Source organism: Pseudomonas sp. TWR1-1-4, from assembly GCF_049897165.1.
In the GTDB taxonomy this organism is placed as follows: domain Bacteria; phylum Pseudomonadota; class Gammaproteobacteria; order Pseudomonadales; family Pseudomonadaceae; genus Aquipseudomonas; species Aquipseudomonas canadensis.
The window spans coordinates 471,909-498,684 of record NZ_JAFCVS010000004.1; the positions used below are offsets into that span (position 1 = coordinate 471,909).

Here is a 26,776-nt window from a genome sequence, read left to right on the forward strand (position 1 = left end):
GCCTGACCGGAATGTCGTAAGGCTACTCCCAACCGCGCAAGAATGCCCTTCCCAATGAGATTTCCATGAAACGTTTCGTTCTGCTGGACACCACCCCGATCCCCGACAACGGCGGTGCCTTGTGCCTGTTCGAATACGGTGAAGATTTCGTCATCAAGATCCAGGGCGGTGACGGCGGCCAGTTGATGAACACGCGCATGCACGGTTCCGAAGATGCCTTGGCGGAGATCCCTTGCCGCAAAGTCGCCGGGCGTGCAGATTCACGGGTGTTGATCGGTGGCTTGGGCATGGGGTTTACCCTGGCGTCAGCCCTCAAGCACCTGGGCAAGACTGCCGAAGTGGTCGTGGCAGAACTGGTGCCTGGCGTTGTGGAGTGGAACCGTGGACCGCTGGGCGAAAAATCCGGCCGCCCGCTGCTGGACCCGCGCACGGTGATCCGCCTGGAAGACGTGGCCAAGGTGCTGCAGGCCGAGCCCCAGGGCTTTGACGCGATCATGCTGGACGTGGACAACGGCCCCGAAGGCCTCACGCAAAAGGCCAACAGCTGGCTCTACTCCGCCGGCGGCCTGGCCGCCTGCGCCAAGGCCCTGCGCCCCAAAGGCGTGCTGGCCGTGTGGTCGGCCAGCGCGGACAAGCTGTTCAGCGACAAACTGCGCAAGGCCGGTTTCAAGGCCGAGGAAGTGCAGGTGTTTGCCCATGGCAACAAGGGCACCCGACACACCATCTGGATTGCGCAGAAGGTGTGATCGGTTAGCGCAGGGAATTGCGGTAATCGATCACATACGGGACTTTTTTGTCGAAGGTCTTTTCCAGCTCATTTCGGTCGAGTTTGGTCATGCCGCCCAGTTGATGGGCGGTGAAACCGCTATCGCCGACCTGTGAGCCCGGCGCCAGGCTGACCATGCGCTTGGCCACGGCCTCAATGGCGTCCTTGTAGCCACCCTTCTTGTTCAGGTTGTACTTGCCTAGATCAATTTGAGTGCGCAGCCAGTTGCCCCAGTAGAACTCCAGGAACTCCGGCGCGATCTCCCCGGCCTCAGGCTTGCCATATGCAGCCTTGCGGGTGAAATACACCAGGCTGCGGAAAGTGTCGTCCTGCAGGTTCTTGAAGCCCAGGTGCGCCGGCAGTTGCTCGGGCGGCAGGGTCTGGCCTTGATTGTCCTTGAGCCAGACCTTGCGCGCAGCCTCCATGCGCTGCCAGAAGTTGGCCATGGTCGGGCTGTTGCTGAAGTCATCGGTGACCTTGACCCACATGTTCAGGCGAGGCCCTCCGCCGGGCACTTCCCACAAGGTGGTGAAACTGTGATGACCGTCGGTCAGGTACAACTGGCCGCCGGGGCCGACCACCACGGTTTTCATGTCGTCGGGATGGGTGCCCACCGGGTCCTTGCAGGTGAAGCTCGCCGGCTTGTGCAGGTCCGCGCTCTTGGGCACTTTGTCGGCCTCGCCCTGGCCGTTGGTTTCGCAGTATTCATCGAAGACCTTGGCGGGTTTGTCAGCGAACAGGCCGAGGCTGTAGTAAATCTGGTCAAAACCCACCACCGCCTGGGTCGGGTGCAATTGATCGAGGGCCACCTCGATCACCTGGCCGGGTTGTGGTGTAGAGAATGCCTGGGCTTGGGCCGTGAGCCCACACAACAACAGTGCAATAGTCCATGAGTGCAGACGCATGAGTTTCAGATCCCTATCGATAAAGTGAAGCGGTTATTTGCAACGCGAGCGGCTAGAATCAACCCTATCCGTGAACCCCAAAATAGCCAGGAGCCATGATGAGCTCGACCAACCCGCCCTCCCACACCGCCAAGCTGGACCGCATCCTTGCCGATGCCCAGCGCGACCGGGAAATGGGCTACCGCGATAAAGCCTTGAAAATGTACCCCCACGTATGCGGCCGCTGCGCCCGTGAGTTCGCCGGCAAACGCCTGAGTGAGCTGACCGTACACCATCGAAACCACAATCATGATGACAATCCCCAGGACGGTTCGAACTGGGAATTGTTGTGCCTGTATTGCCACGACAACGAACACTCGCGGTATACCGACCAGCAGTACTTCGGCGAAGGTTCTACCAGCAGCCCGACGATTGCCAAGGCCACGCATAACCCGTTTGCGGCGTTGGCTGGCCTTATGAAGAAAGACGACTGAAGATCTTCTTTGCCTGTTCTGGCCTCATCGCTGGCAAGCCAGCTCCTACAGAGGGAATGCATTCCCTGTAGGAGCCGGCTTGCCGGCGATTGCGATCGCCCAAGCAACTCTGCCCCCCAAGGCCGTATAATCGCCGTTTTCCTCCAAGGCACCCTTCCCCGTGGGCAATAAACGCTACAGCTGCATCGGTCTGTACAACCCCAAATCCCCCGAAAACGTCGGCTCGGTCATGCGTGCCGCCGGCTGCTACGGCGTGGCCTCGGTGTTCTACACCGGCGTGCGTTACGAGCGCGCGCGGGACTTCATCACCGACACCAAGAAAGTCCACCACGACATTCCGCTGATCGGTATCGATGACCTGAAAAAAATCCTGCCCCTGGGCTGCATCCCCGTTGCCGTGGAGCTGGTGGAAGGCGCTCGCCCCCTGCCGGAATACACCCACCCCGACCGCGCGCTGTACATCTTCGGCCCGGAAGACGGCTCCCTCGACAAAGAGATCCGCGACTGGTGCGAAGACGTGGTCTACATACCGACCACCGGCTGCATGAACCTTGCCGCCACCGTCAACGTCGTGCTCTACGACCGCCTGGCCAAGGGCAACAACACCCGCTCGGGTCCCAAGTACTGAGATTTAGGGAACATCCGGCGTCTGCGAGCAGTCAGCTATTTATCACTAGCCCTCGTTGGAGACAGATCATGAGCGACAGCAAAACCTTGCGACCTATCATCGAACATACGCCTTTCGAGACCCAGCCCACACAGAACGTGCATGGCTGGGAGCGCATTGGCTCGGTGGCCGGAGGCGTGATGATGGTCGGCAAAGGCCTGCGCCGTGGCGGGATTTTCGGTTTGATCCAGGTGGCCATCGGCGGTGTGGCGCTGGCCCGTGGTTTTACCGGGCACAGCTCGCTCAAGGACAAGCTGGAGCAGGGCCGCCAGGACATGAACGCGGTGCGCACAAAGATCGAACGCGCCGGGGCCGAGCTGAAGAATCTGAAGACCAAGGCTGAAGTGGCGGCCGAGAAGGCCACCAAAACCACCGGCTGACACCACCCCGACCTGTAGGAGCCCGGCTTGCCGACGATGGCGTCCCTTTAGGGCCCTATCGGGCAAGCCGGGCTCCTACAAGGAATTGCGGAGGTTCAGCAAGGGTTCAACGCAGCAGCTTGTTGTCCAGCACCACCGACGACTCGCCGATGATGCGCTCAGCCAGCTTCACAAACTCCGCGGTGGTGATGCTGTTGGCACGCATCACCGCCTGCGCGAGGTCATCCAATGACCGTTTGTTGTGAGTCTTCACGCGGATCTCGCGGTCCAGTTCCTGCAACACCACCACCGCCCGTGACACCGTCGCACCGCTGACGTGTTCGCCACGCAGGCTGGTCACGTCCTTGCCCTCCTTGGCCAACCGCGCCTGTATTGCCTGATACCGCTCGTCGGTGATACCACCGGCCCGACGTACCAGTTCGATGCCGTAGTACTCGGCCAGGCCTTCACTGATCCAGTCACTGGTGTCGTGATCATTGAAGCGCCCGATCGCCTGCACCACTTCACGTATCAACGGACTGCCGCCGTTTTCGCTGACCAGCGGCGTGCGGCTGTTGAGGTAGACCGAATCCCGCGCCGAGAACGCGCCACGGCGCATCGGGTCGCTGGCGCCCACCACCAGCAGCTTGGCCGGATGGCGCGGGAAGGCCGCTTCCACTTGGGGCCAGACGAAGGTCAGCAATGTCAGCACATCCATGCGGCGCATGGCCTGGCCCTTGGGCGAAGCCACGGTGACTTCCGTCTCGCCCAGGCGCACACGGCGGCTGCCGAGGTTGCCAGCGAGCATCCAGCCGGTGGGCCGGTCGAACAGGCGGGAGACGTTATCGATGCGGAATTTGTGCTTGCCGATGCGCGGCCAAGCGGTTTCAACGCTTTTCCAGGCGGCTGGCAGTTCGAACACCAGGCGTGAGACCAACTCGACGCCGTCTTGCTGGTCCAGTTTCGCCGTCGGCACCAGGTCTTCGCCGCGAAACAACGCCCAGCTCGGCGTCATCCGCGCTTCATAGATACCGGCCTTGCGTGCATGGGTGAGGCGTACGCGGTAGGTCAGGCTGGCTTTGTTGGCGCTGGGTTGCCACAGACCGCGATGCTCGGTGACGCTCCACTGGCCGTCGGCCTTGAAGTCGCTGTAGTCACCATCGGCACCAAGGTCGAAATTCAGGCTGCGCACCGCCGAGCCCTGGGACAGACTCACCCGCACCTCAGCCTGATCACTCTGGGGCAACAGTTTGACGTGATAATCCAGGTCGACTTTCTTCGCGCACCACGCCGATGTGCTCAGCGTCAGCAACACCAACGATGCCGCCAGCTTGATTGCCCCCCTCATACCCACTCCTTGTCAGCCCGCGCGGAAAATCAGGTAATCCTCCCAGTCGTCTTCGGGCACGCTGCCTTCGCTGAGCATGCGCCCGGACTGGGAAATGCGTTCGTGGTGCACGGCATCGCGGTCGCCGCAGACCAAGTGGTGCCACAGCGGCAGGTCCTTGCGTTCGCTGACCAGGCGATAGCCGCAGGTGGGCGGCAACCATTTGAACTGGTCGGCCTGGCCCGGCGTGAGCTGGATACAATCCGGCACTGACGCGCGACGGTTCGGGTAGTCGGTGCACTGGCAGGTTTTCAGGTCGAGCAGTTTGCAGGCGATCCGCGTGTAATAGACGCTGTTGTCGTCTTCGTCCTCTAGCTTTTGCAGGCAGCAGAGGCCACAGCCGTCGCATAACGACTCCCACTCCTCCTGGTCGAGGTGCTCAAGGGTTTTGCGTATCCAGAAAGGTTCGACTTTGGCGGCCATGGCTCTACATCAGTATCGGTAGGTGAAAAGGCCGCCAGTCTAGTGCCCAAGGCCCCTGGGGCCAAGCGCTTACGACTGGCGGTGTTACAACACTTGTCAGTCTAGTGGCCGCGCAGTAGCTTTGAGCGCCGAATTGACGATCAGGAACTGCTCCATGACACGTGTTGCCGACTATCCGATCCACACCCAGTTCACCGACCGCTGGTCGCCCCGCGCCTTCACCGGCGAGAGCATCTCCAAGGAGACCCTGCTGAGTTTCTTCGAAGCCGCGCGCTGGGCGCCGTCCGCCTACAACTCGCAGCCTTGGCGCTTTCTCTACGCGCGCCGCGACACGCCGGACTGGGAGCGTTTCCTGGGCTTGCTGAATGAATTCAACCGTGGCTGGGCGCAACACGCGTCGGCCCTGGTGATCATCGCTTCGAAAACCGACTTCACCGCCCCCGGCGCCAACGAAGAAACCCCCGCCCTGTGGCACACTTTTGACACCGGCTCGGCCTGGGGCCACCTGGCGCTGCAAGCCAGCCTCAGCGGCTGGCACACCCACGGCATGGCCGGTTTCGATCAGGACCTGACCCGCAAAGAGCTGAAAATCCCGGAAGGTTATGCACTGCATGCCGCCGTCGCGATTGGCAAATTGGGGGACAAGTCGAGCTTGCCGGAGTACCTGCAAGGTCGCGAAACGCCGAGCCCACGCCGGCCGTTGAGCGAGTTGGTATCGGAAGGTGACTTCAGCCTGTAATGCCAAGAGGAGCCGGCATGCCGGCTCCTCTGCTATCAGTAACCGCGCTCGAAATCCACGGTTCCACGCAATGCTTGCTTGGCCTGATACGCCCGCACATTTTGCACGAACAACTCCACCATCAATGCTGGTGACGTCGGTGCCGAACTGTGCCCGGTCAGCAACAGGCCCCACGCGGTCCAGAACGGATGACGTTGCGGCAGCGGTTCCTGGCGGCACACGTCAATCACCGCACCGGCCAGGTGCCCTTCTTTCAGGGCCTCGACCAAGTCCGCATCCACCACCGCCACTCCGCGCCCGACGTTGATAAACAACCCGGTCGGCTTGAATTGCTTGAACAGCGCCGCGTCGTACAGGTCATGGGTGCTCGGCGTGTTGGGCAGCAGGTTGATCACGTAGTCGACCTCGCCCACCAGACGGCCCAGGGCATCAAGCCCGGCCACTTCGACAAACGGCGCCTGCTCTCGAACGGTGCTGGCGATGCCGTACAGCTTCACGCCGAACGGCACCAGGAACTCGGCAACGCTCTGGCCTATATCGCCGGTGCCGACGATCAGCACCTTGCGCCCCGCCAGGCTCTGGCCCATGCGATTGTCCCATTTGCGCTCGACCTGGCTGACCAGACGTGCCAATACCTCACGTTCGTGGCCGAGCATATAGGTGAGGACAAATTCGGCCATGACCTGGCCATAAATGCCCACCGCACGGGTCAGGCGATAGTCTCGGGGCAAGCCTTCAGCCAGCAACGGGGTAATGCCGGCCCAGGTCGATTGCAGCCATTGCGGGTGATGGCCTTGGCGCAGCAGCGTCGCCAGCAGGTCCGGCTGGCCCAGCCAGACCGGGCAATCGGCGGCCAGGCGCGACAGTTCTGCCGAGTCGCCGCTGGTCAGCACTTCAAGGTCCGGTGCCGCTTCGCCCAGCAATTGGGCGTAGAGCGGGTGATCCTGTTCAGCAATCAGAACACGCATGCATAAAACCTTTCAAAAACAGTACGGACGGCTGCCCGCATCCTTACGGCCACCGCCCACTTATACGATTCCATTGAAGCAAGTGCCCAGGATAGAGCACCGGTCGATCACATCGGGTCGTTGCGGCGCAGCAGTTCTTCGGGCAAGTGCTCGATGTACTCGTCCTCGGGCGGCGGCATTTGCAGGTGGTAACCCTGTTTGTCGAGGTTTTCCAGCACCTGCACGATGTCTTCCTGTTGCAGTTTGCGTTCAGGCGTCAGCACCAGGTTGAACGCGAGCAGCGGCTGGCCGAACACCGCGAGCAAACCTTCGGGCACACGTTTCAGCTCATCACTTTTGAGTACGTAAAGGTACATGCCGGCGCGTTTGGTGCTGCGGTAAATGGAGCAAATACGTTTCAAGGCTGTTCTCCGGCGGTAGCCAGGCTGTCGAGCAGCGCCTGGCCCATCAACTCGCGGCGCCAGCCACGCAGCGAGTCTGGCAATTTATAAGGCCCATCGGGGTAGCCACTTTTGACCAGGGCTTCGAGGGTTTTCTTGCGCAGCATCAGTTCCGGCGCCATCTCCAGGCGTTCGGCTTGCGCCTGGCAAAGGGCGCGCAGTTGCTTGATCAGCGCGGCGGCATCCACCGGCAACGGTTCGGCAACGGCAGGCGGCCATTGGTCCATCGGCACGCTGCCGGCACGCTTGATCAGGTCCAGCAGGAACTGGCCGTCCTGACGCACGGTGCGCGGGTGCATGTCTTCGATCTTGCCCAGGGCGGCGAGGTTATCCGGCTGGGATTTGGCCAGGGGCCATAACGAGTGTTCGCGAATGATGCGGTTGCGCGGCAGGTCACGGGCGCGGGCCTGCTGCTCGCGCCAGGCGCACAGTTCACGCAGTACGGCGAGTTGGGCGCGGGACAGCTTCCAGGCCAGCTTGGCGTCGCGGTACACCTCGTAGGGGTCGACTTCGCGGCGCAGGTTGGCGACCAACTCCGCGCCGTCCTCCAGCACCCAGGCGTACTTGTCGTCCGACAGCTGCGGACGCAGGCGGGTGTAAACCTCGGCCAGGTGCACCGCGTCTTCGGCGGCGTAGCTGACTTGCGTCTCGGACAAGGGCCGCTGCAGCCAGTCCGAACGGGTCTCGCCCTTGGGCAGCTCGATATCCAGCACGGCTTGCACCAGGCGCGAATAGCCCATGGAGAAACCGAGGTTCAGGTAAGCGGCGGCCAACTGGGTGTCGAACAGCGGGACTGGCAGGCTGCCGGTCAAGCGCAGCAACACTTCCAGGTCTTCGCTGCAGGCGTGCACCACCTTGATCACCGCCGGGTTTTCCAGCAAGGCGGCCAAGGGTTGCCAGTTGTCGATGGTCAGGGGATCGATCAGGTAAGCGCGCACGCCATCACCAATCTGGATCAGCCCGGCAATGGGATAAAAGGTGTCGACCCGCATGAATTCGGTGTCGAGGGCGACGAATGGCAACTGCTGCCATTCGGCGCAATGCTGGCCGAGGCTATCGTTGTCGCAGATCCAGTGAATATCGATGGCCACACGGCTCTCCCTTGAAGAATGGCGCGCAGTATATATCGCGAAAGGGGCTAGCGAGCATCCGCAGTGCACAGGCAACCATGAAAACTCAGACAGGAGTTGAAGAATAGTCCGACAGGCGGGACTTATCCTCTCTTACGCAGCACGTAGACCCGCCACAGGCTTGAGCCGGGCATGAATTCTTGATGATGCAGGACCTTGAAGCCCGCCTGGCGGAACTCATCATCGACGCAGGTACGGGAGTTGACCGAGACAATCACCGTATCGCGTGTGACCCGGTGGAACTCGCGCAGTAGGGCCAAGCGCCCTTCACTGCTGGGCACATGGCGAAACAATTCCAGGCAGAAAATGCAATCCACCGCATTCGCCGACAAGCTGATGGAGAACGCCGAGCCTTGGAAGGTCTTGACGCGCTTGAGCAAGGACGCCGGGTGATGGGTGCGGGCATGGTCGAGCATGTCCTGGGAGTTGTCCGACGCCAGGATCACCCGGTTGACGTGTTCGGCCAGCACAGGCCAGAAACGCCCCGAGCCACAGGCCAGGTCCAACACCAACCCAGGTTCACCGGCGACTTTCAGCGCCTGGCGCACCATCCGCTCGTCGCGCCACGACGCCAGTCGCTGCCGCAGCCCTGGCGGCCGTGTATCGCCGCAGACCCTGGCGTGCTCACGGTCACAGCGCTCGGCGTATTCAATCTCGATGGAGGATGGTGGTTGTGGCGACATCGCGGGCTCATGTGGGTGGAACGGCAGTGAACGACCTTGATTCGCAGCTTAACCAGTGCAATGTCAAAAAAAGGTCGAAACGTTCACCACCGAAGCCTGTTCACGCCTGATGCAGATACCAGCGCCAATCCTGCTCGCCCACTTCGCCCATGAACTGGCGATATTCGGCGCGCTTGACCGCCAGGTACACGTCGAGGAATTCACTGCCGAACGCGTCCCGCGCCCAGCTCGAACCTTCCAGGGCACGTAGCGTGGTCAACCAGTCGGTAGGCAGCAACTCCTTGGCCTGGGCGTAGCCATTGCCTTCTACCGGGGCGCCGGGGTCACGCTGCTCACGGATGCCGCGATGGATGCCGGCCAGAATCGCGGCGGCGGCCAGGTAGGGGTTGGCGTCGGCACCGCAGATTCGATGCTCGATATGTCGAGAACTCGCTGGCCCGCCCGGCACGCGCAGGCTGACGGTGCGGTTGTCCACGCCCCAAGTGGCGGCCAGAGGCGCGTAGCTGTTGGTCTGAAAGCGGCGGTAGGAATTGGCATTGGGGCAGAACATCAGCAAGGAATCGAGCAAGGTGCTGAGCATGCCGCCCACCGCCTGGCGCAACAGCGGCGTGCCGTCGGTGGCTTCGCTGGCGAACAGGTTATTGCCCTCGGCATCCGCCAGGCTCACGTGCATGTGCATGCCGGTGCCGGCCAGGTCGTCGAACGGCTTGGCCATGAAGCAAGCCGTCATCCCGTGTTTATGCGCCACACCTTTGACCAAGCGTTTGTAACGCACCGCTTCGTCCATCGCTTGCAGGGCGTCGGCGCGATGCTCCAAGGTGATTTCCACCTGGCCTGGGGCGTATTCGGAGATTGCCGTGCGCGCCGGGATGCCTTGCAGTTTGCAGGCGCTGTAAAGGTCAGCGAGGAAGGGTTCGATCTGCTCCAGCTCGCGCAGGCCGTAGACCTGAGTCGAGCGCGGGCGCCCGCCGTCCACATCCCGCGCCGGTTGCGGGCGGCCGTTGCTGTCGGGTTTCTGGTCGAGCAGGTAGAACTCCAGTTCCGCCGCCATCACTGGGTAATAACCGTCGGCCTTGAGTCCATCGATCACCTTGGCCAGCAAATGCCGGGGATCGGCGACGGTCGCGGGCAGGCCTTCGGTGGGGTGCATGCTGACTTGCACGGCTGCCGTCGGAATCAGGCGCCACGGCATGCGCTGCAAACTGCCGCTGATCGGATAGGCGCGGCAATCAATATCACCCACCTCCCACACCAGCCCGGAGTTTTCCACGTCGTCGCCATTGATGGTCAGGCCAAGAATGGTACTGGGCAACGGCCGGCCGCTTTCATACACCGCCAGCAACTCATCGCGGTGCAGCAACTTGCCGCGTGGCACGCCGTTGTTGTCGAGGATAAACAGCTCGAACATCTCGATGTCCGGGTTTTGTTCGAGGAAGGACTGGGCTTCGTGCAGGCAGGCAAAGACACTCATGGGCATTCTCATACGTGTGGGTCAGGCAGGCGCGCAGGTGCACGCCATCCAGGGGATGGATCAACGTAGGAATGCGCTATCTGGTGGGCGTGCGTGTCGGCAGTGAAACAGTGCCCAGAACGCGAGATCGGACGGCAGTATCGCGGGGTGGGTGTCGGAGGAGCCGTCCATGCGGGGATCACAGTGCTAGAGGTAACCGCCAGCGTCACACGCCTGCACAGGTGATTAAATTCAGGGTTGACGGAGTTTGGTTGCGACTTGGCTAAACATTCGCCGCGCCTTGCTACCTGGCCCGGTGCTGGAAATAATGAGCGCCCACGCCCATGCCCCAAGGACTCGACCGCATGAAAGCTCCTTTCGCCCTCTGTGTACTGGCAAGTCTGGCCACCAGCGCCCTGGCCGACACCGCGCCTTCGCGCCTCGACCAAGTGCTCCAGCGCGGCACGCTGACCGTTTGCACCACCGGCGACTACAAGCCCTACACCTCGCTGCGCGCCGACGGCAGCTATGAAGGCATCGACATCGCCATGGCCGAGTCCCTGGCCAAGAGCCTCAACGCAAAGATCCAATGGGTGCCCACCACCTGGAAAACCCTGATGCCGGACTTCCTGGCCCAGCGCTGTGACATTGCCGTGGGCGGGATTTCGGTGTCGCTGGAGCGCCAGAAAAAAGCCTTCTTCAGCCAATCCCTGGGCGTCGACGGCAAAATCCCGTTGGTGCGCTGTGCCGATGTGCAGCGCTACCAGACCGTCGAACAGATCAACCAGCCCCAGGTACGCGTCATCGAACCGGCCGGCGGCACCAACGAAGTATTCACCCGTGCCCACTTGGGCCAGGCGCAGATCCGCCTGCACGACAACGTGACCATCTTCGATGAACTGCTGGCAGGCAAGGCCGATGTGATGATCACCGACGCCAGCGAAGCGCGTTACCAGCAGAAGCTCAAGCCGGGGCTGTGTGCGGTGAACCCCGAGCGGCAGATGCAGTACAGCGAAAAAGCCTTCCTGTTACCCCGTGATGATGTGGCCTGGAAAAGCTACGTCGATCAATGGCTGCACCTGAGCCAGGCCACGGGAGCCTATGACGCTATCGTCAGCCAGTGGCTGGCCGCGCCTTGATCAACGACACGAAGGCGCGACACGCGGCACTGCGATAGGCGCCCTTGCGGCTCAGCAGTGCCGCGGTGCGTTGCGGCAATGCAGGGCTGATTGCCACTGCGTTCAAACCTGGCTGGGCCTCGGCGATTGCACTGGGCAGGATGGTCGCCAGTGCCGTGGTGCGCACGATTTCAATGATTGCACTGATGGAGTTGGCCTCCATAGCAATCAAAGGGCTTATGCCCTGGGCACGGCAGTAATCGTCGATGTAGCGGCGGGTCGCAAAGCCGGTGTTCAACAACACTAGGGGTTGCGCCAGCCACTGCCGACTGTCCACCCCCGGATGATTGGCGCCGACCACCACACTCAGCGTTTCAACAAACAGCCCTTCGCACTCGATATCCGGCAGATGCTCGCCGGTAAAACCTATGCCGATGTCCAGCGCGTCTTCCGCCAAGGCGGCTTCCATGCGGTCCTGGGTCAGCTCCTCGATGCTCACCGTAATCCCCGGATACCGCTGGTTGAACTGCGCCAGCAACGGCCCGATCAGGTAGGCGGTAAAAGTCGGTGTCATGGCCAGGCGCAGGTTGCCCCGGCTCAAGTCCTGCACGTCATGCATGGCGCGGGTGCCAGCCTGCAAGTCCTGCAAGGCCAGCCGTGCAAAGCGCACATAGGCCTCGCCGGCGTCGGTCAGGCTGACGCTGCGCCCGGAGCGGTCCAGCAGCGGTGCACCCAAGGTGTCCTCCAACTGCTTGATCTGCTGCGACAAGGTCGGCTGCGACACATGCAGCGCCTCGGCGGCGCGGGTGAAATTGCGGTGTTCAGCCACCGCCAGCAGGTAACGGATATGGCGCAGCAGCATCGAAGCCCCCAACTATAGGCATGACCAATGGAAACCATAATAAGCCGGTCTTGGACGCTATAGCTGAAAACTTCCATCCTTGCCCCATCAGCGACGCAAGGAGAACCTCCCATGCAACATCTCATCGACGGCTTCCGCAAATTCCAGGCCGAAGCCTTTGCCCAACGCAGCGACCTGTTCAAACACCTGGCGACCACGCAAACCCCGGGCACACTGTTTGTGTCCTGTTCCGACAGCCGTGTAGTCCCCGAGCTACTGACCCAGCAAGAACCGGGAGACCTGTTCGTAATCCGCAACGCCGGCAACATCGTGCCGTCCTACGGCCCGGAGCCGGGCGGTGTATCGGCCACCGTCGAATATGCGGTGGCGGTGCTGGGGGTCAGTGACATTGTGATCTGCGGCCATTCCGACTGCGGGGCGATGACTGCCATCTCCACCTGCAAATGCCTGGACCACCTGCCCGCCGTGGCCAATTGGTTGCGCCATGCAGAGTCGGCCAAGGTGATTAACGCCGCACGCCAGCACACATCCGATGCCGCCCGCTTGAGCGACTTGGTGCGCGAAAACGTGATCGCCCAGTTGGCCAATCTCAAGACCCACCCCTGCGTCGCCCTGGCCCTGGAACAAGGCCGACTGACGTTGCACGGCTGGGTGTACGACATCGAAACCGGCGCCATCGACGCCCTGGACAGCCGCAGCGGGCGTTTCGTGTCGCTGCTCAATCAGATCCACGCTGCCTGACCCCATTTCAACCAAGAGGACAACACCATGTTGCAATCCAACTTCTCACAAACCCCACGCCTGGCCCTGGCCGACACCGTTATCGACCTCAAGGCACGCAAGAACCTGTCCTGGCAAGACCTCACCGACGGCACCGGGCTCAGCTTGGCGTTCGTCACCGCCGCCCTGCTCGGCCAGCATCCGCTGCCCAAGGACGCTGCGGACGTGGTCTGCGACAAGCTCGGCCTGGACCAGGACGCCAGCCGCCTGCTGCAAAGCGTGCCCCTGCGCGGCAGCTTCCCCGGCGGCGTGCCGACCGACCCGACGATGTACCGCTTCTACGAAATGCTTCAAGTCTATGGCACCACCCTCAAGGCGCTGGTCCATGAGCAGTTCGGCGACGGCATCATCAGTGCAATCAACTTCAAGCTGGACATCAAGAAGGTCGAGGACCCGGACGGCGGCTCCCGCGCGGTGATCACCCTGGACGGCAAGTACCTGCCGACCAAACCCTTCTGAGTCGCCCGTGACCGTCTACGCTCTTGTCACATCAACAAGAACGAGGGACGGGTAATGAAGGTAGTGTTCCAACTCACCTGGCTGCTGCTGTTGTGTTTCAGCCAGGTGCACGCTGAAACGACTCAGGATGAAGACGCCAAGGCGGCCAAGGCGCTGCTGGAAAAAGCCTTGGTCTACTACCAGAGCAACGGCGACAAGGCGTTTGCCGCCTTCAGTCGACAGGGCGAATTCGTCGACCACGATCGCTATGTGTTTGTGGTCGACACGAAGGGCGTGCTGCTGGCCAGCGGTGGTCCATCCTCCGCCTTGATCGGCCGTGACGTGTCCGAAGTCCTCGGGCCGGATTTGCGCCAGTCCTTCAAAGATGCGCTCAAGGTGCCGGAAAGCCAGGGCATCCAGCAGGCCGACTATCGCTGGCAGAACTGGAACGATGGCAAGGTCGAACACAAGCACGTGTTTTATCAGCGTGTTGGCGAACGCATCCTCGCGGTGGGTTATTACCTGCCACGGGCCACGCCGGAACAGGCCCGGGCCCTGCGCAACAAGGCGGCAACCGCCTTGCTCAAGGATGAAACCGGCACACTCAAGGCCATCAACTCATTGCAGGGTGGTTTCCTGCAGGATGACCTTTATGTGTTCGTGGTGGACCTCGATACCCAGCGCTATGTAGCCCACGGCACCAACCTGCGCCTGGTCAACACCGATTTCAGCAAGATCAAGGACCCGGACGGCAAGCCGGTGGGTGAGCCGATCCTCAAGTTGATGGCCGAGCAGGACCAGGGCGAATACAAATACCGCTGGAAAAACCCGGTGACCGACAAGATCGAGAACAAGCATGCGTATGTGCGCAAGGCTGGGCATTTCATGGTGGCGGTGGGTTATTACAGCCCCTGATCAAAATTGAAATGCATTCCCCCTGTAGGAGCTGGCTTGCCGGCGATGGCGTTGTATCAGTAACCCATATCTTGACTGACCCACCGTCATCGCTGGCAAGCCAGCGCCTACAGGGTTAGCGTGCTTTGTCTTCACGGCCACGCAGCACCCGATTGGGCATCGCAATCGCCGCCGCCAGCCCCAGCAGTGACACCGCCGCACTGACCATCAACAAATGCCGGAACGTCACCGCCAACTCCCCGCGCAGGGCATCCTGCGCCGGGCCGGGGGCGGCGTTGAGGCCGTCGAGCAGCACGTTGCCGGAACTGCCTTCGGCCACCAGCGCGCCGCTGGCCAGGTGGGCGAAGCTGGAGTCCTGCAACAGCGCCAGCAACAGTGCCGACATGCACGCCACCCCCACCGCCCCGCCCAGGGAACGGAACAGGTTGGTGGTGCTGGTGGCGACGCCGATATCGCGCTGCTCCACCGAGTTTTGCGTGCCCACCAGGGACGTCGGGAATTGCATGCCGGCCGCAATGCCGCACAGCAGCATGAACAAGGCCGTCAGCCCCACCGCCTGCGGCGCGCTCAGGGCCATGCCGAGAATGGCGAAGGGGCTCAATAGCGCGCCGCTGAGGATCATCGGCTTATAGCGCCCGGTCACCGAGGTCATGCGCCCGGCAAAATAAGCCCCCATCGGCAAGCCCATGGCCAATGGCAGCAAGTGCAGCGCCGCGCTGTCCGCGCCGGAACCGGTCACCGTCTGATAACGCAGCGGCATCAGCACCGTCAGGGAAATCGCCTGGAAGCTGGTGAAAAAGATCGTGCACCAGCACAACACCGCACTGCGGTTGGCAAACAAATGCATCGGCAACAACGGCTCCCGCGCCCGGCGCTCGTGCCAGACAAACACCGTCAACGCCACCAACGCACAGGCAAGCAGCCCCAGCACCTGATCATCGCGCCAATGATGACCCTGGCCAATTTCGGTGATGCCCAGCAACAAGGCTGTCAGGCCGATGATCATCAGCACAGTGCCGAGGTAATCGATGATCGGCTTGCGCTGCGGCACCGGCAAACCCACTAGCGTGCGATGAGCCACATACCAGGCGCCGGCGCCCAGGGGCAGGTTGATCAGGAACACCCAGCGCCACGACAGGTACTCGGTCATGTAGCCGCCCAGTACCGGCCCGGCCACGCTGGCCACCGCGTACATGCTGCTGAAATAGCCCTGGTAGCGGCCACGTTCACGGGGCGGGATGATGTCGCCGATGATCGCCTGGCTCACCGAAATCATGCCGCCAGCGCCGATACCCTGGAGGATCCGCGCCAGCACCAGTTGCTCCATGCTTTGCGCCATGCCGCAGAACAGCGAGGCCAGGGTGAACAGGCCCATGCCGATCAGCATCATCGGCCGCCGCCCATACAGGTCGCCTAGCTTGCCGTAGATCGGCACCGCCACGGTCATCGCCACCATGTAGCCGGAGATGACCCAGGCCAGCAGGTTGACGTCATGGAACTGGGCGGAGATCGCGGGCATGGACACGGCGACAATGGTCTGGTCCAACGCCCCCAGGAAAATCGCCATCATCAGTGAGGCGAGAATGCTGCGCACAGCGGGCAGTGGCGGAACAGGCTGATTGAGGTGCGTCACGGCAGGACCTTCGAGCAGGGCCCGCGGGAAAAGGCGGCCCACGGGAATGCTCAATACGATAGCAGGCTATTCGATAGCTTCGTATGGAAGTCCGACGTAATTTTCTGCGATGGACTTGCGCCCCGCCTCGGAGTGGATGAAGTACTCAAGCTCACTCTCGGCGATGCGTTGGCTGAAACCGTCGGCCTCGGGAAACTGATGCAACATCGAGGTCATCCACCAGGAAAACCGCTCGGCCTTCCACACCCGCCGCAGGCAGATGGCGGAATAGCGCTCCAGCAGATCCACCCGCCCTTCGCCGTAAACCTTGAGCAAGATCCGGTACAGGGTGCTCACATCACTGGCCGCCAGGTTCAAGCCCTTGGCGCCGGTGGGCGGCACGATATGCGCCGCATCGCCGAGCAGGAACAGGCGCCCGTACTGCATGGGCTCCACCACAAAACTGCGCAGCGGTGCGATGCTTTTTTCAATCGACGGGCCGGTCACCAACTGATCGGCGAGGTGGCTGGGCAGGCGGGTTTTCAGTTCGTCCCAGAAGCGTGCATCGGACCATTCGTCAATCGGTTCCTCCACCGGCACCTGCAGGTAGTAACGGCTGCGCGTCGGCGAACGCATGCTGCACAGCGCAAAGCCGCGCGCGTGCTTGGCGTACACCAATTCAGCGTGTACCGGCGGCGTATCGGCGAGGATGCCCAGCCAACCAAAGGGGTAGACCCGCTCGAAGACCTTGAGCGATTCAGCCGGGATCGATTGGCGTGCAATACCGTGATAACCGTCGCAACCGGCGATGTAATCGCACTCCAGGCGAAAGGATTCGCCCTGATGTTCAAAGGTCAGCCAGGGTCGATCACTTTTGAGATCGTGAGGCTGCACATTGCGCGCTTCATACAGGGTGGTGGCACCGGCGGCGGCACGGGCGGCCATCAGGTCGCGGGTGACTTCGGTCTGGCCGTAGATCATCACCGATTGACCGCCTGTCAGGCCCTTGAGGTCGATATGGGTGAGTTGACCGTTCAGCGCCAACTCGAAACCATCATGCACCAGGCCTTCGCTGTCCATTCGCTGACTGACACCCGCCTGCCTCAGCAGGTCGACCATGCCTTGTTCCAGCACCCCGGCACGGATGCGGCCCTGCACGTAATCGGCGCTCTGACGCTCTAGGATAAGGGTCTCGATCCCTGCCTGATGCAGCAGTTGACCAAGCAGCAGTCCAGAAGGACCGGCGCCGATAATAGCGACTTGGGTTTTCAGCGTTTTCATTATTTTTATGGTCCGCAATTTCCACTCGAACGGATCGGGTGAAAGAGTTGTCATTGATCTTGTTGCTGACATTTTTCACTTGAGTGAGCGGCATAAGAAGGTGAAAACTGAGCCAAAGCCTGCGCTTTTTGCCAATCGGGGCGATTACCGCACCACTCTTTCGAGTATCGGGTTGAAACCATGACCAAAACCGCAATTCCGGTCTTCAAGCTTTACGGGGAACACCAGCAATGGCCCACCCCCGATTTGTTGCACTGCGAAACCATTTCCCGGCGCAGTCGGGAATACCAGTGGGAAATCCAACCCCACCGGCACGCGGATCTGTGCCAGTTGCTGTACGTGCACAAAGGTCAGGCACAGTTGGAGATCGAAGGCCAGCGCACCACGCTGAACGAAGCGACCCTGCAAGTACTGCCACCCTTGTGCGTGCATGGGTTCCGCTTTCCCGAGGACGTCGAAGGTTACGTGGTGACGCTATCGGCGCCGTTGGTCAGCCACCTGCAAACCCAACTGGGTACAACGGTGGACGGTTTGCAGACACTCGGCAGTTACCCGGCGGGCAAAGACAGTGATTACCTGAACAGCCAGTTCGCGCGCTTGCAGGAAGAATACGCCGATGAACAACCGGCACGGGACATGATGCTTCACGCGTTGGTCAGCGTCTTGCTGGTATGGATCAGCCGCCAGGCCATCCAGTGCCGTCACCCACGCGCGCCACGGGGGCGTGAATACTTTCGGCGCTTTACCCAGTTGGTCGAGCAGCATTACCGCGAACACCCGAAGATCGAGGATCTTGCCCACAAGCTGGGTATCTCGGTCTCACACCTGAACGGGACGTGTCGGGAGTTGGGTGGGCAACCTGCGCTACAGATCATGCATGACCGCCAATTGCTGGAAGCCAAGCGCCTGCTGACTTACACCAGCATGACCATCAATGAGATGTCGGAGGTGTTGGGTTTTTCCGACCCTACCAATTTCTCTCGACTGTTTCGCCGACGGGTCGGGTTCTCACCCAAGGCGTTTCGCGAGCAGTTGAAGGCCGAACAACCGGCTACCTGAGCGCGCTGAAACTACCGGTGTGGGGAACACATTGATCCTGATGGCAGCTGATCGCAAAGGTCGGCTGCATACGGGTTTGCTCCACGCGGTAGGCGGCGGTCCCGTAGAGTGCGCTGGCAATGGCGCACAGGCTGAAAATCATCAGGTACTTTCTGGTTTTAATGCTCATGGCACAGACCTCTGCGGATCTACAGGGTGCTGTCTAAAGCATAGGTCAACCCGGCCAAGTTGCCATTATCGGACGACATTCAACAGGTTGATCCCGGCCTAGAGACCGACATCCCACGACGGCTCTTCCGGGAACCGCAGCACCAGGAAATCCAACAGACTGCGCAACGCCGACGGCATGTGCTTGCGCGAGGCGTACACCGCGTAGATGTTCATCTGCCGCGGCTCGGCGTCGGGCAGCAGGCGCACCAGTTCGCCGCGTCGGATGTAATCACCGGCCTGGTAAGTGGGCAACATCGACACCCCTGCACCGGCCAACGTTACGCGTAACAACGTGCTGGCCTCGTTGGAGGTGATATTGCCGTTGATCGGCACCGAGACAGGCTCCCCACGCTCCTCGAAATGCCACAGGCTTTTGCCGAAATAGGAATGGGTGAGGCAATTGTGCCCGGCCAGATCCTCGACTTTCCGAGGGGACGGATGCTCCAAAAGATAAGCCGGCGAAGCACACACCACCGAGCGGCACACCGTCAGGCGTCTGGCAATGAGATTGGGGTCCAGGTCGCTGCTGGTGCGGATAGCCAGGTCGATGCGCTCATCCACCAGGTTCACCGTGCGATCAAGCATCTGCAGGTCGACCGTCACCAGCGGGTAGCGCTTGACGTACTCGGCAATGGCCTGGGCCAGTTGCGCTTGGCCGAACGAGGTGCTGACGCTCAGGCGCAGCAAACCACGAGGCGCGTCATCGGGCTCGCTGACGGCGGCTTGCATGTCGCCACACAATTCCAGCAATTGCCGACAGCGTGGCAGGGTTTCACTGCCCGCCGCCGTCAGGCTGAGCTTGCGCGTGGTGCGGTGCAGCAAACGCGCCCCCACCCAGTCTTCCAGCTCCGCCAGGTAACGCGACACCACCGGGCGCGACAGGTCCAGATGATCGGCGGCAGCGGACTGGCTGCCCAGGTCCACCACCGTGACAAACACGCGCATTGCTTGAAGACGATCCATGATCTGTCCACTTTCAGAAACAAACTATGTCCCAGCATCGCATTTTTAGTCTGGTTTTGTGCAACTAAGCTCTGTGCATCCTTTACCGATGCTGGAGCTGCCCGATGTTCTCAACCTTCAAGCGCTTGACCCTGGCCGCGGCCGCCCTGGCCTTCGCGGCCCATGCGGCCGCGGCCGACCTCAAGCTGGATGTCTACAACCCAGGCGAAGCCGCGATCTTCCCGGTCAGCTCGGTGCTGGTCAGCGGCGCCAAGGACGCGATCCTGGTCGACGCCCAATTCGGCAAAGGCCAGGCCGAACAATTGGTGCAGAAGATCCGTGCCAGCGGCAAACACCTGACCACCATCTACATCAGCCATGGCGACCCGGACTATTACTTCGGCCTCGACACCCTCACCACCGCCTTCCCCGACGCCAAGGTGCTGGCGCCACAACCGGTGGTCGACCACATCAAGGCCACCGTCGCCGGCAAGCTTGAGTTCTGGGGCCCGAAAATGGGTGCCGACAAGCCGGCCAAAACTATCGTGCCGCAGGTCCTCGAAGGCCACAGCTTGAGCCTGGAAGGCCAGCAACTGGAGGTGATCGGCCTGGACGGCCCACAGCCGGATCGCAGCTTTGTGTGGATCCCGTCGATCAAGGCCGTGGTCGGTGGCGTAGTCGTCTCCGAAAACATCCACCTGTGGATGGCCGATACCCAGAGCGCGCAGTCCCACAAGGATTGGCTCGCCACCCTGCAACGCATTGAACAACTGAAGCCGCGCACCGTGGTGCCTGGCCACTACCTGGGCACGCCATCCCTGAAATCCGTGTCCTTTACCGCCGACTACATCAAGGCCTTCGACGCCGAGACCGCCAAGGCCAAGGATTCCACCGCCCTGATCGCGGCCATGAAAAAGCGTTACCCCACCCTCGCCGACGAAAGCTCGCTGGAACTGAGCGCCAAAGTCGCCAAGGGCGAAATGAAGTGGTGAACCGTTTCAAACCCTAACGTACTGGAGAACGTCATGAGCAAGATTGCAATCATTGGTGCCACTGGCCGTGCCGGTAGCCAACTGCTGGAAGAAGCGCTGCGTCGTGGTCACACCGTCACCGCCATCGCACGCAATACCGACAAGCTGGCCGTGCGCCCTGGCGTCACCGTCAAACAAGTCGACGCCCTGGATGCCAACGCCCTGCAACAGGCGGTGAGTGGTAGCGACGTGGTGATCAGCGCGGCGCACTTCGCCACCCTGCCCGCCAGCGCCGTGATCGGGCCGGTGAAGAAAGCCGGGGCGAAACGCCTGCTGGTGGTGGGCGGTGCCGGTTCACTGCTGCTGCCGGGTGGCGGTCGGGTGATCGACAGCGAAGGGTTCCCGGCTGAGTACAAAGCCGAAGCCAGCGCAGGGGCTGCGTTTCTCGACACGCTGCGTCAGGAAAAAGAGCTGGATTGGACCTTCCTGTCGCCATCGGCCGAATTCGTCGAAACCGAGCGCACCGGCACATTCCGTGTGGGCCTGGATGATCTGCTGGTGAGCAGTGAAGGCCGCAGCTGGATCAGCTTTGCCGACTACGCCATCGCCTTGATCGACGAAGTGGAAACACCCAAGCACTCGCGCCAACGTTTCACCGTCGGCTACTGACACCGCGCGGTTAAAAACTGTGGGAGCGGCGGTTCGACGCTCCCACATTTGGATCCTCAGTGTCTTGGGGACTGTGCCTGACTCACCAACCAATCCATCAAGGCTTCCAGACCCGCCGAAGGCTCGACCCCCGGTGGATACACCAAGTAATACCCCATCCCCGTCAGCACCCTTAACTCAAACGGCATCACCAACCGCCCCGCCTTCAACTCCTCGCCAATCAACGCACTGTCGCCAATCGCCACGCCGGAACCCTGGGACGCTACCGTCATCGCCAGATCCAGCGTTTCAAAATGATGCCCCTGGCTCAAATTGCCCAGTCGCGTCTGCGCCGCCTTGAGCCACAATGCCCAATCCCGCTCATCCCGCGTGGGGTGCAGCAAGACCTGTTGTTGCAAATCTTGCGGTGTGTGCAAGCCCGCAAGCAGTGCCGGTGCGCAGACCGGCGTGAGCTGTTCGTCGAACAGATGCCGCGCCGCGCTCGATTGCTCGGCGATGGGTGCATAGATCACCGCCGCATCGAATTGCTCGCGGCGAAAGTCCACGGTGTAGGCCACGGTGGTGGTGAGTTCAACCGGCACGTCCGGGCGTTCCTTCTGCCACTGCATCAGGCGCGGCAGCAGCCAGCGCATCACACAAGTGGACGCCTTGAGTTGCAAGGTCTGGCGGCGACTGCCGATCTGCTCCACCGCTTCGCCAAGCAGGCCAAACACCTGCTGTGCGCGCAGTGACCATTCGCGGCCTGCGTCGGTCAAGCTCAAACCCCGCGCCTGGCGTTGGAACAGCGCATAGCCCAAATGACTTTCCAGCCCGGCAATCTGCCGGCTCACCGCGCCCTGGGTGATGTGCAACTGCTCGGCAGCGCGGGTGAAGTTGCAGCACTGGGCCGTGACCCAGAACGTGTGCAGCGCGGGCAGTGGCGGGAGGCGTTTCATAGGGGGGCAAGCCATGACGTGAGGACATGGCTAGTATGACTTTTTATCGATTGTTGCCGCTACGGGCCAGCCGGTCCAATAACGCCTTACCTCAACAATAAGAGCGATCTGTATGGCGACCTGCGGCGAAGTATTGGTCAACCTCCTGGAAGGCTACGGCGTGGACCAGGTGTTTGGCATTCCCGGCGTACACACCGTGGAGCTGTACCGCGGCCTGGCCCGTTCCAGCATCCGTCACGTCACCCCGCGCCACGAACAGGGCGCCGGCTTCATGGCCGACGGTTATGCGCGCACCAGCGGCAAACCCGGCGTGTGCTTCATCATCACCGGCCCCGGCATGACCAATATCACCACCGCCATGGGCCAGGCTTATGCCGACTCGATCCCGATGCTGGTGATTTCCAGCGTGCAGTCGCGCAGCCAATTGGGCGGCGGACGCGGCAAGCTGCATGAGCTGCCGAACCAGGGCGCGATGATGGCCGGCGTGGCGGCGTTCTCCCACACCCTGATGTCGGCGGCGGAGCTGCCCGGCGTGTTGGCACGGGCGTTTGCGTTGTTCCAGGCCGGGCGGCCGCGACCGGTGCACATCGAAATCCCCTTGGATGTGCTGGTGGAAAATGCCGACGCACTGCGGGGCAGTGAACCGGTCAGCGTGGCCCGTGCCGGTGCCGCGCCTTCGGCGGTCAAGCAGATGAGCCAACTGCTCGCGGCGGCCAGGAAACCCTTGATCCTGGCCGGTGGCGGCGCCATCGACGCGGCCCCGGAACTGACCCGACTGGCCGAAGTGCTCGGCGCGCCGGTAGCCCTGACCATCAACGCCAAAGGCATGCTGCCCGGCCACCACCCGCTGCTGATCGGCTCGACCCAGACCCTGGTCGCCACCCGCGCACTGGTGGCCGAAGCGGACGTGGTGCTAGCCATCGGCACCGAACTGGCGGAAACCGACTACGACGTGACCTTCGCCGGTGGTTTCGAGATTCCCGGCGCGCTGCTGCGCATCGATATCGACCCCGACCAGACCGTGCGTAACTATCCACCGCAAGTGGCGCTGGTGGCCGATGCCCAAATCGCCGCAGAGGCCTTGCTGGCCGAGCTGAGCAGCAAACCCTTGCCACCGCGTAACAGCGCGTGGGGCGCTGAGCGCGTAGCGCGCCTGTGGGCGGAACTGACCCCGAGCTGGGACGCCGCCACCCGCGCGCAAACCCTGTTCCTCAATACCGTCCTCGAAGAATTGCCCAACGCCGTACTGGTGGGCGACTCCACCCAACCGGTGTACAGCGGCAACCTGACCCTGAACCTCGACCACCCGCGCCGCTGGTTCAACTCGTCCACCGGCTACGGCACCCTGGGCTACGCCCTGCCCGCCGCCATCGGCGCCTGGCTGGGGCGTGGCGATGGGCAGCCGGTGGTGTGCCTGATCGGCGACGGCGGCCTGCAATTCTCCCTGCCGGAACTGGCCAGCGCCGTGGAAGCGCGCACGCCGGTGATCGTGCTGCTGTGGAATAACCACGGCTATGAAGAGATCAAGAAATACATGGTCAACCGCGCCATCGAGCCGGTCGGCGTGGACATCTACACGCCGGACTTTATCGGCGTGGCCAAGGCACTCGGTTGCGCCGCCGACAGCATCCAAGGGGTTGAGTCGCTGCGCGTGGCACTACGCGCTGCGGCTGATCGCCAAGGGCCGACACTGATTGAAGTCGACCAAGGGCTATGGATGAAGGAGGTGGCGGTATGAGCGCGGTCTTGAACGGTGTGTATATCAATGGGGCATGGCATGCCGGACAGGCCTCGCTTGAGGTAATCAACCCCGCGACTGAGGCCGTCCTGGCCCACGTCAGCGTCGGTGATGCAAGCACGGTCACCCAGGCGGTCGACGCCGCCAGCGCCGCTTTCATCGACTGGTCGAAAAGCACCGGCCGCGACCGCGCCGCGCTGTTGCGCAAGATCGCCCAAGGCGTCAGCGAGCAGCGCGAACAGCTGATGCATCTGCAATCGAGCAACAACGGCAAACCGCTGTTTGAAGCCGCGATTGATGTGGACGATGTGATCGCCACCTTCGACTATTACGCCAGCGTGGCCGAAGCGATGGATGCCAGCCAGGATAGCCCGGTGGCATTGCCCAGCGCGGACTTCAGCGCACGCCTGCGCCGTGAGCCGTGCGGTGTGGTCGGGCTGATCGTGCCGTGGAATTTCCCGATGGTCACCACCGCGTGGAAACTCGCCCCGGCGCTGGCGGCCGGTTGCTGCGTGGTGCTCAAGCCATCGGAAGTGACGCCATTGGCGGAGTTGCATCTGGCGCGGATTATCGCCGAGGCGGGCTTGCCGGTTGGGGTGTTCAACCTGGTGTGCGGCACGGGCCTGGAAGTGGGCGCGCCGCTGGCGGCGGATCGCCGCGTGGCGAAGATTTCCTTCACCGGCAGCAACGCCGTCGGCGTACAGGTGATGCAGCGCGCGGCCGAAACCATCAAGGGCGTGAGCCTGGAACTGGGCGGCAAATCTTCCCTGCTGGTATTGGCCGATGCCGACCTGGACCTGGCAGTGGAGCTGGCCTGTGGCGGTGGATTTTTCAACGCTGGGCAGATGTGTTCCGCCACCAGTCGCGTGCTGGTAGCTGACAGCCTGGCGGATGAATTCCTGCAACGTGTGCAGGCACGGGCTGAAGGCATTCGCGTGGCTGACCCATTTGCCGATGACGTGGAAATGGGCGCGTTGATCAACCGCGTGCAATATCAGCGCGTGCTCGGGCATATCCAGCGCGGTGTTGAAGATGGCGCACGCTTGCTGTGCGGCGGCGATCGCCCGGCAGATTTGCCGCAGGGCTTTTTCATCCGCCCGACCGTGTTCACCGACGTACCGCTGGACAGCGCGTTGTGGAACGAAGAGATCTTCGGCCCGGTGCTCTGTGTACGACGCTTCACCTCCGAAGCCGAGGCCATCGCCCTGGCCAATGACAGCGATTTCGGCCTGGTGGCGAGTGTGGTCAGCGCCAGCCATGAAACCGCCGAGCGGGTGGCGAACGCCTTGCAAGCCGGACTGGTGTGGGTCAACGCGCCGCAGGTGATCTTCCCGCAGGCCGCGTGGGGTGGTTACAAGCAGAGCAGCATCGGTCGTGAGTTGGGGCCGTGGGGGTTGGCGGCGTTTCAGGAGATCAAGCATGTGATCAGCTCTAACTGACGGCGCAGGTCACATGTGGGAGGGGGCTTGCCCCCTCCCACATGTGACCTGCGCAATTTTTAGATAGCCCCTGCGACTTTCTGATTTGCCCCCCTCCTCCCGCCCATGGCCTGATTCGCCCCTGTTCACTCAAGGCCGTCCCATGGAAACCGTCCAAACAAAACCCACCACCGCCGTCTGGCTGATGATCAGTGTCGTGCTGGTCGCCCTCAACCTGCGCCCCTCAATGGCCGCTGTCGGCCCCCTGTTGTCCTCGATTCGTGGCGACGTGCCGTTGAGTTTCAGCAGCGCGGCCCTGCTGACCATGTTGCCGGTGATGGCCATGGGCTTGGCGATGTTCTTTGGAATGGGCGTGGCCAAACGTTTTGGCGAGCACCGCAGCATCGTGGTGTCACTGGTGGTGATTGGCGTGGCGACGCTGTCGCGGTTGTTCCTCGATTCGGCGCTGGAGTTGATTGTCAGCGCCATCGCCGCCGGCGTGGGGATTGCGATGATCCAGGCGCTGATGCCGGCGCTGATCAAATCGCGGTTCAGTGACAACGTTTCGCTGTTCATGGGCCTGTACGTCACCGCGATCATGGGCGGCGCGGCGCTGGCCGCATCGTTTGCACCGTTCGTGCAGGTGCAGACCGGCAGTTGGCGCATCGGCCTGGCGATCTGGGCGGTGCTGGCGCTGTTGGCCTTGGTGTTCTGGTACGCGCAGCGCTCGGTGTTGCCGCCACTGCCCCAAGCCGGTGCGGGCCCTCAAGAATCATTTTTCGGCAACGGTCGCGCCTGGTTGCTCGCGGTATTCTTCGGCCTCGGCACCGCCTCCTACACCTGCGTACTCGCCTGGCTGGCGCCGTACTACGTGGAGCAGGGTTGGAGTGAACAGAACGCCGGTTTACTGCTGGGTTTCCTGACGGCCATGGAAGTCGTGTCCGGCCTGATCACCCCCGCCATCGCCAACCGTCGCCAGGATAAACGCGGCGTCGTTGCGGTGTTGCTGGTGCTGATCATCTTCGGTTTCTGCGGCCTGATCCTGAGTCCGCAACACCTGAGCCTGCTGTGGCCTTGCCTGCTCGGCCTGGGCATCGGCGGCCTGTTCCCGATGAGCCTGATCCTGTCCCTCGACCACCTGGACAACCCGCGCCGCGCCGGTGGCCTCACCGCGTTTGTGCAAGGCATAGGCTACCTGATTGCCGGGCTTTCGCCGCTGATCGCCGGGATGATCCGTGACAGACTGGGCAGCTTCGAATGGGCCTGGTGGTCGCTGACGGCGGTGATCGTGCTGATGCTGTTGATCGTGACGCGCTTCAACCCAAAGCATTACGCACGACATATACGCTGAGGTCGTGTTGCAAACAGTATTTGTCTCACACCAAACATAGAAACGCCCTACAGAGCATTCTATTGGCACGCTCGTTCCGTTAAGCTT

Annotated in this window: 29 protein-coding genes; 15 read left to right on the forward strand and 14 right to left on the reverse strand. The window is 62.1% G+C overall.

What is annotated here, in order from left to right:
- The first annotated feature begins 65 nt into the window (after window positions 1-65).
- Window positions 66-746, forward strand: a complete 681-nt coding sequence (locus tag ACP7C6_RS14285) for a spermidine synthase (protein WP_028619395.1) — start codon at window positions 66-68, stop codon at window positions 744-746.
- 4 nt (window positions 747-750) lie between these two features.
- Here ACP7C6_RS14285 and ACP7C6_RS14290 read toward each other — a convergent pair whose 3' ends face one another.
- Window positions 751-1,671 (reverse strand): ParB/Srx family N-terminal domain-containing protein, encoded by a 921-nt coding sequence (locus ACP7C6_RS14290; RefSeq protein WP_122686475.1) that lies wholly within the window; start codon window positions 1,669-1,671, stop codon window positions 751-753.
- Window positions 1,672-1,769: 98 nt separating this feature from the next.
- On the opposite strand from ACP7C6_RS14290, the gene ACP7C6_RS14295 reads away from it, so the two are divergent.
- The 3 genes from ACP7C6_RS14295 (at window position 1,770) to ACP7C6_RS14305 (ending at window position 3,191) form a co-directional block, all read left to right on the forward strand.
- Window positions 1,770-2,144 carry a YajD family HNH nuclease gene (locus ACP7C6_RS14295; protein ID WP_003210675.1) on the forward strand — a complete coding sequence of 125 codons (375 nt, stop codon included), beginning with the start codon at window positions 1,770-1,772 and terminating at the stop codon, window positions 2,142-2,144.
- A gap of 160 nt (window positions 2,145-2,304) precedes the next feature.
- A complete protein-coding gene (locus tag ACP7C6_RS14300; protein WP_003189607.1) occupies window positions 2,305-2,772 on the forward strand; it encodes an RNA methyltransferase in 468 nt (155 codons plus the stop codon).
- A 68-nt stretch (window positions 2,773-2,840) separates the two neighbouring features.
- Entirely contained in the window at window positions 2,841-3,191 is a 351-nt protein-coding gene (locus ACP7C6_RS14305) for a YgaP family membrane protein (RefSeq protein ID WP_028619393.1), read from the forward strand.
- 106 nt (window positions 3,192-3,297) lie between these two features.
- Here the strand turns inward: ACP7C6_RS14305 and ACP7C6_RS14310 are convergent, their stop codons facing one another.
- Both ACP7C6_RS14310 and ACP7C6_RS14315 read right to left on the reverse strand, forming a co-directional pair.
- On the reverse strand, window positions 3,298-4,518 hold the full coding sequence (locus tag ACP7C6_RS14310; RefSeq protein ID WP_068934901.1) for a hypothetical protein: 1,221 nt from the start codon (window positions 4,516-4,518) through the stop codon (window positions 3,298-3,300).
- A 12-nt stretch (window positions 4,519-4,530) separates the two neighbouring features.
- Entirely contained in the window at window positions 4,531-4,980 is a 450-nt protein-coding gene (locus ACP7C6_RS14315; RefSeq protein WP_003172524.1) for a YcgN family cysteine cluster protein, read from the reverse strand.
- A gap of 154 nt (window positions 4,981-5,134) precedes the next feature.
- On the opposite strand from ACP7C6_RS14315, the gene ACP7C6_RS14320 reads away from it, so the two are divergent.
- Window positions 5,135-5,719 (forward strand): nitroreductase family protein, encoded by a 585-nt coding sequence (locus ACP7C6_RS14320; RefSeq protein WP_068934903.1) that lies wholly within the window; start codon window positions 5,135-5,137, stop codon window positions 5,717-5,719.
- Between the two features lie 35 nt (window positions 5,720-5,754).
- Here ACP7C6_RS14320 and ACP7C6_RS14325 read toward each other — a convergent pair whose 3' ends face one another.
- From ACP7C6_RS14325 to ACP7C6_RS14345, 5 genes are all read right to left on the reverse strand, one after another.
- Complete coding sequence (locus ACP7C6_RS14325; RefSeq protein WP_122686471.1) at window positions 5,755-6,687, reverse strand: D-2-hydroxyacid dehydrogenase; 933 nt, start codon at window positions 6,685-6,687, stop codon at window positions 5,755-5,757.
- A 107-nt stretch (window positions 6,688-6,794) separates the two neighbouring features.
- A complete protein-coding gene (locus tag ACP7C6_RS14330; RefSeq protein WP_028619389.1) occupies window positions 6,795-7,088 on the reverse strand; it encodes a YcgL domain-containing protein in 294 nt (97 codons plus the stop codon).
- Window positions 7,085-8,218 (reverse strand): ribonuclease D, encoded by a 1,134-nt coding sequence (gene rnd / locus ACP7C6_RS14335; protein ID WP_426108915.1) that lies wholly within the window; start codon window positions 8,216-8,218, stop codon window positions 7,085-7,087. The genes ACP7C6_RS14330 and rnd overlap by 4 nt, the downstream gene beginning before the upstream one ends.
- A 122-nt stretch (window positions 8,219-8,340) precedes the next feature.
- The gene (locus ACP7C6_RS14340; RefSeq protein ID WP_426108916.1) at window positions 8,341-8,940 is read right to left on the reverse strand and encodes a class I SAM-dependent methyltransferase; all 600 of its coding nucleotides are present in this window, start codon (window positions 8,938-8,940) and stop codon (window positions 8,341-8,343) included.
- 100 nt (window positions 8,941-9,040) lie between these two features.
- Window positions 9,041-10,411 (reverse strand): glutamine synthetase family protein, encoded by a 1,371-nt coding sequence (locus tag ACP7C6_RS14345; protein WP_016975223.1) that lies wholly within the window; start codon window positions 10,409-10,411, stop codon window positions 9,041-9,043.
- Between the two features lie 344 nt (window positions 10,412-10,755).
- Between ACP7C6_RS14345 and ACP7C6_RS14350 the strand changes: the two genes are divergently transcribed.
- The gene (locus ACP7C6_RS14350; RefSeq protein ID WP_426108917.1) at window positions 10,756-11,529 is read left to right on the forward strand and encodes a transporter substrate-binding domain-containing protein; all 774 of its coding nucleotides are present in this window, start codon (window positions 10,756-10,758) and stop codon (window positions 11,527-11,529) included.
- Here ACP7C6_RS14350 and cynR read toward each other — a convergent pair.
- The gene (gene cynR, locus ACP7C6_RS14355; RefSeq protein ID WP_028619384.1) at window positions 11,504-12,370 is read right to left on the reverse strand and encodes a transcriptional regulator CynR; all 867 of its coding nucleotides are present in this window, start codon (window positions 12,368-12,370) and stop codon (window positions 11,504-11,506) included. The genes ACP7C6_RS14350 and cynR overlap by 26 nt on opposite strands.
- Before the next feature lie 111 nt (window positions 12,371-12,481).
- On the opposite strand from cynR, the gene ACP7C6_RS14360 reads away from it, so the two are divergent.
- From ACP7C6_RS14360 to ACP7C6_RS14370, 3 genes are read left to right on the forward strand one after another with little or no spacing between them, the layout of a single operon-like run.
- A complete protein-coding gene (locus ACP7C6_RS14360) occupies window positions 12,482-13,111 on the forward strand; it encodes a carbonic anhydrase (protein ID WP_028619383.1) in 630 nt (209 codons plus the stop codon).
- Between the two features lie 27 nt (window positions 13,112-13,138).
- Window positions 13,139-13,609: a cyanase gene (gene cynS, locus ACP7C6_RS14365; RefSeq protein ID WP_028619382.1), complete on the forward strand. Its 471-nt coding sequence runs from the start codon at window positions 13,139-13,141 to the stop codon at window positions 13,607-13,609.
- Between the two features lie 54 nt (window positions 13,610-13,663).
- Window positions 13,664-14,503, forward strand: a complete 840-nt coding sequence (locus tag ACP7C6_RS14370; RefSeq protein WP_236318534.1) for a cache domain-containing protein — start codon at window positions 13,664-13,666, stop codon at window positions 14,501-14,503.
- Window positions 14,504-14,618: 115 nt separating this feature from the next.
- Here the strand turns inward: ACP7C6_RS14370 and ACP7C6_RS14375 are convergent, their stop codons facing one another.
- The gene (locus ACP7C6_RS14375; RefSeq protein ID WP_050587938.1) at window positions 14,619-16,136 is read right to left on the reverse strand and encodes an MDR family MFS transporter; all 1,518 of its coding nucleotides are present in this window, start codon (window positions 16,134-16,136) and stop codon (window positions 14,619-14,621) included.
- A 66-nt stretch (window positions 16,137-16,202) separates the two neighbouring features.
- The gene (gene pobA, locus ACP7C6_RS14380) at window positions 16,203-17,387 is read right to left on the reverse strand and encodes a 4-hydroxybenzoate 3-monooxygenase (protein ID WP_426108968.1); all 1,185 of its coding nucleotides are present in this window, start codon (window positions 17,385-17,387) and stop codon (window positions 16,203-16,205) included.
- Window positions 17,388-17,576: 189 nt separating this feature from the next.
- Between pobA and ACP7C6_RS14385 the strand changes: the two genes are divergently transcribed.
- Window positions 17,577-18,455 carry a helix-turn-helix domain-containing protein gene (locus ACP7C6_RS14385; RefSeq protein WP_426108918.1) on the forward strand — a complete coding sequence of 293 codons (879 nt, stop codon included), beginning with the start codon at window positions 17,577-17,579 and terminating at the stop codon, window positions 18,453-18,455.
- On the opposite strand, the gene ACP7C6_RS14390 is transcribed toward ACP7C6_RS14385, so the two are convergent.
- Together ACP7C6_RS14390 and ACP7C6_RS14395 are read right to left on the reverse strand one after the other, a co-directional pair.
- Window positions 18,448-18,624, reverse strand: a complete 177-nt coding sequence (locus ACP7C6_RS14390) for a hypothetical protein (protein WP_012722801.1) — start codon at window positions 18,622-18,624, stop codon at window positions 18,448-18,450. The genes ACP7C6_RS14385 and ACP7C6_RS14390 overlap by 8 nt on opposite strands.
- 98 nt (window positions 18,625-18,722) lie before the next feature.
- Complete coding sequence (locus ACP7C6_RS14395; protein WP_028619377.1) at window positions 18,723-19,628, reverse strand: LysR family transcriptional regulator; 906 nt, start codon at window positions 19,626-19,628, stop codon at window positions 18,723-18,725.
- A 104-nt stretch (window positions 19,629-19,732) separates the two neighbouring features.
- On the opposite strand from ACP7C6_RS14395, the gene ACP7C6_RS14400 reads away from it, so the two are divergent.
- Together ACP7C6_RS14400 and ACP7C6_RS14405 are read left to right on the forward strand one after the other, a co-directional pair.
- Window positions 19,733-20,599 carry an MBL fold metallo-hydrolase gene (locus ACP7C6_RS14400; protein WP_028619376.1) on the forward strand — a complete coding sequence of 289 codons (867 nt, stop codon included), beginning with the start codon at window positions 19,733-19,735 and terminating at the stop codon, window positions 20,597-20,599.
- Window positions 20,600-20,632: 33 nt separating this feature from the next.
- On the forward strand, window positions 20,633-21,247 hold the full coding sequence (locus tag ACP7C6_RS14405) for an NAD(P)-dependent oxidoreductase (protein WP_311895032.1): 615 nt from the start codon (window positions 20,633-20,635) through the stop codon (window positions 21,245-21,247).
- 56 nt (window positions 21,248-21,303) lie between these two features.
- On the opposite strand, the gene ACP7C6_RS14410 is transcribed toward ACP7C6_RS14405, so the two are convergent.
- Window positions 21,304-22,182, reverse strand: a complete 879-nt coding sequence (locus ACP7C6_RS14410; protein WP_426108919.1) for a LysR substrate-binding domain-containing protein — start codon at window positions 22,180-22,182, stop codon at window positions 21,304-21,306.
- 112 nt (window positions 22,183-22,294) lie between these two features.
- Here ACP7C6_RS14410 and ACP7C6_RS14415 point away from each other — a divergent pair, with 112 nt between their 5' ends.
- The 3 genes from ACP7C6_RS14415 (at window position 22,295) to ACP7C6_RS14425 (ending at window position 26,689) form a co-directional block, all read left to right on the forward strand.
- Entirely contained in the window at window positions 22,295-23,920 is a 1,626-nt protein-coding gene (locus ACP7C6_RS14415; protein ID WP_028619373.1) for a 5-guanidino-2-oxopentanoate decarboxylase, read from the forward strand.
- The gene (locus ACP7C6_RS14420) at window positions 23,917-25,359 is read left to right on the forward strand and encodes an aldehyde dehydrogenase family protein (protein WP_028619372.1); all 1,443 of its coding nucleotides are present in this window, start codon (window positions 23,917-23,919) and stop codon (window positions 25,357-25,359) included. Before ACP7C6_RS14415 ends, ACP7C6_RS14420 begins: the two co-directional genes overlap by 4 nt.
- A 142-nt stretch (window positions 25,360-25,501) precedes the next feature.
- Window positions 25,502-26,689 (forward strand): cyanate transporter, encoded by a 1,188-nt coding sequence (locus tag ACP7C6_RS14425; protein ID WP_426108920.1) that lies wholly within the window; start codon window positions 25,502-25,504, stop codon window positions 26,687-26,689.
- Window positions 26,690-26,776 lie beyond the last annotated feature (87 nt).

Excerpts from the sequence above, each read along its gene's own strand:
- ACP7C6_RS14285 (WP_028619395.1), top strand. The coding sequence starts at position 66 with ATGAAACGTTTCGTTCTGCTGGACACCACCCCGATCCCCGACAACGGC.
- ACP7C6_RS14290 (WP_122686475.1), bottom strand. The coding sequence starts at position 1,671 with ATGCGTCTGCACTCATGGACTATTGCACTGTTGTTGTGTGGGCTCACG.
- ACP7C6_RS14295 (WP_003210675.1), top strand. The coding sequence starts at position 1,770 with ATGAGCTCGACCAACCCGCCCTCCCACACCGCCAAGCTGGACCGCATC.
- ACP7C6_RS14305 (WP_028619393.1), top strand. The coding sequence starts at position 2,841 with ATGAGCGACAGCAAAACCTTGCGACCTATCATCGAACATACGCCTTTC.
- ACP7C6_RS14310 (WP_068934901.1), bottom strand. The coding sequence starts at position 4,518 with ATGAGGGGGGCAATCAAGCTGGCGGCATCGTTGGTGTTGCTGACGCTG.
- ACP7C6_RS14315 (WP_003172524.1), bottom strand. The coding sequence starts at position 4,980 with ATGGCCGCCAAAGTCGAACCTTTCTGGATACGCAAAACCCTTGAGCAC.
- ACP7C6_RS14320 (WP_068934903.1), top strand. The coding sequence starts at position 5,135 with ATGACACGTGTTGCCGACTATCCGATCCACACCCAGTTCACCGACCGC.
- ACP7C6_RS14325 (WP_122686471.1), bottom strand. The coding sequence starts at position 6,687 with ATGCGTGTTCTGATTGCTGAACAGGATCACCCGCTCTACGCCCAATTG.
- ACP7C6_RS14340 (WP_426108916.1), bottom strand. The coding sequence starts at position 8,940 with ATGTCGCCACAACCACCATCCTCCATCGAGATTGAATACGCCGAGCGC.
- ACP7C6_RS14345 (WP_016975223.1), bottom strand. The coding sequence starts at position 10,411 with ATGAGTGTCTTTGCCTGCCTGCACGAAGCCCAGTCCTTCCTCGAACAA.
- ACP7C6_RS14350 (WP_426108917.1), top strand. The coding sequence starts at position 10,756 with ATGAAAGCTCCTTTCGCCCTCTGTGTACTGGCAAGTCTGGCCACCAGC.
- cynR (WP_028619384.1), bottom strand. The coding sequence starts at position 12,370 with ATGCTGCTGCGCCATATCCGTTACCTGCTGGCGGTGGCTGAACACCGC.
- ACP7C6_RS14360 (WP_028619383.1), top strand. The coding sequence starts at position 12,482 with ATGCAACATCTCATCGACGGCTTCCGCAAATTCCAGGCCGAAGCCTTT.
- cynS (WP_028619382.1), top strand. The coding sequence starts at position 13,139 with ATGTTGCAATCCAACTTCTCACAAACCCCACGCCTGGCCCTGGCCGAC.
- ACP7C6_RS14370 (WP_236318534.1), top strand. The coding sequence starts at position 13,664 with ATGAAGGTAGTGTTCCAACTCACCTGGCTGCTGCTGTTGTGTTTCAGC.
- ACP7C6_RS14385 (WP_426108918.1), top strand. The coding sequence starts at position 17,577 with ATGACCAAAACCGCAATTCCGGTCTTCAAGCTTTACGGGGAACACCAG.
- ACP7C6_RS14390 (WP_012722801.1), bottom strand. The coding sequence starts at position 18,624 with ATGAGCATTAAAACCAGAAAGTACCTGATGATTTTCAGCCTGTGCGCC.
- ACP7C6_RS14395 (WP_028619377.1), bottom strand. The coding sequence starts at position 19,628 with ATGGATCGTCTTCAAGCAATGCGCGTGTTTGTCACGGTGGTGGACCTG.
- ACP7C6_RS14400 (WP_028619376.1), top strand. The coding sequence starts at position 19,733 with ATGTTCTCAACCTTCAAGCGCTTGACCCTGGCCGCGGCCGCCCTGGCC.
- ACP7C6_RS14405 (WP_311895032.1), top strand. The coding sequence starts at position 20,633 with ATGAGCAAGATTGCAATCATTGGTGCCACTGGCCGTGCCGGTAGCCAA.
- ACP7C6_RS14410 (WP_426108919.1), bottom strand. The coding sequence starts at position 22,182 with ATGAAACGCCTCCCGCCACTGCCCGCGCTGCACACGTTCTGGGTCACG.
- ACP7C6_RS14415 (WP_028619373.1), top strand. The coding sequence starts at position 22,295 with ATGGCGACCTGCGGCGAAGTATTGGTCAACCTCCTGGAAGGCTACGGC.
- ACP7C6_RS14420 (WP_028619372.1), top strand. The coding sequence starts at position 23,917 with ATGAGCGCGGTCTTGAACGGTGTGTATATCAATGGGGCATGGCATGCC.
- ACP7C6_RS14425 (WP_426108920.1), top strand. The coding sequence starts at position 25,502 with ATGGAAACCGTCCAAACAAAACCCACCACCGCCGTCTGGCTGATGATC.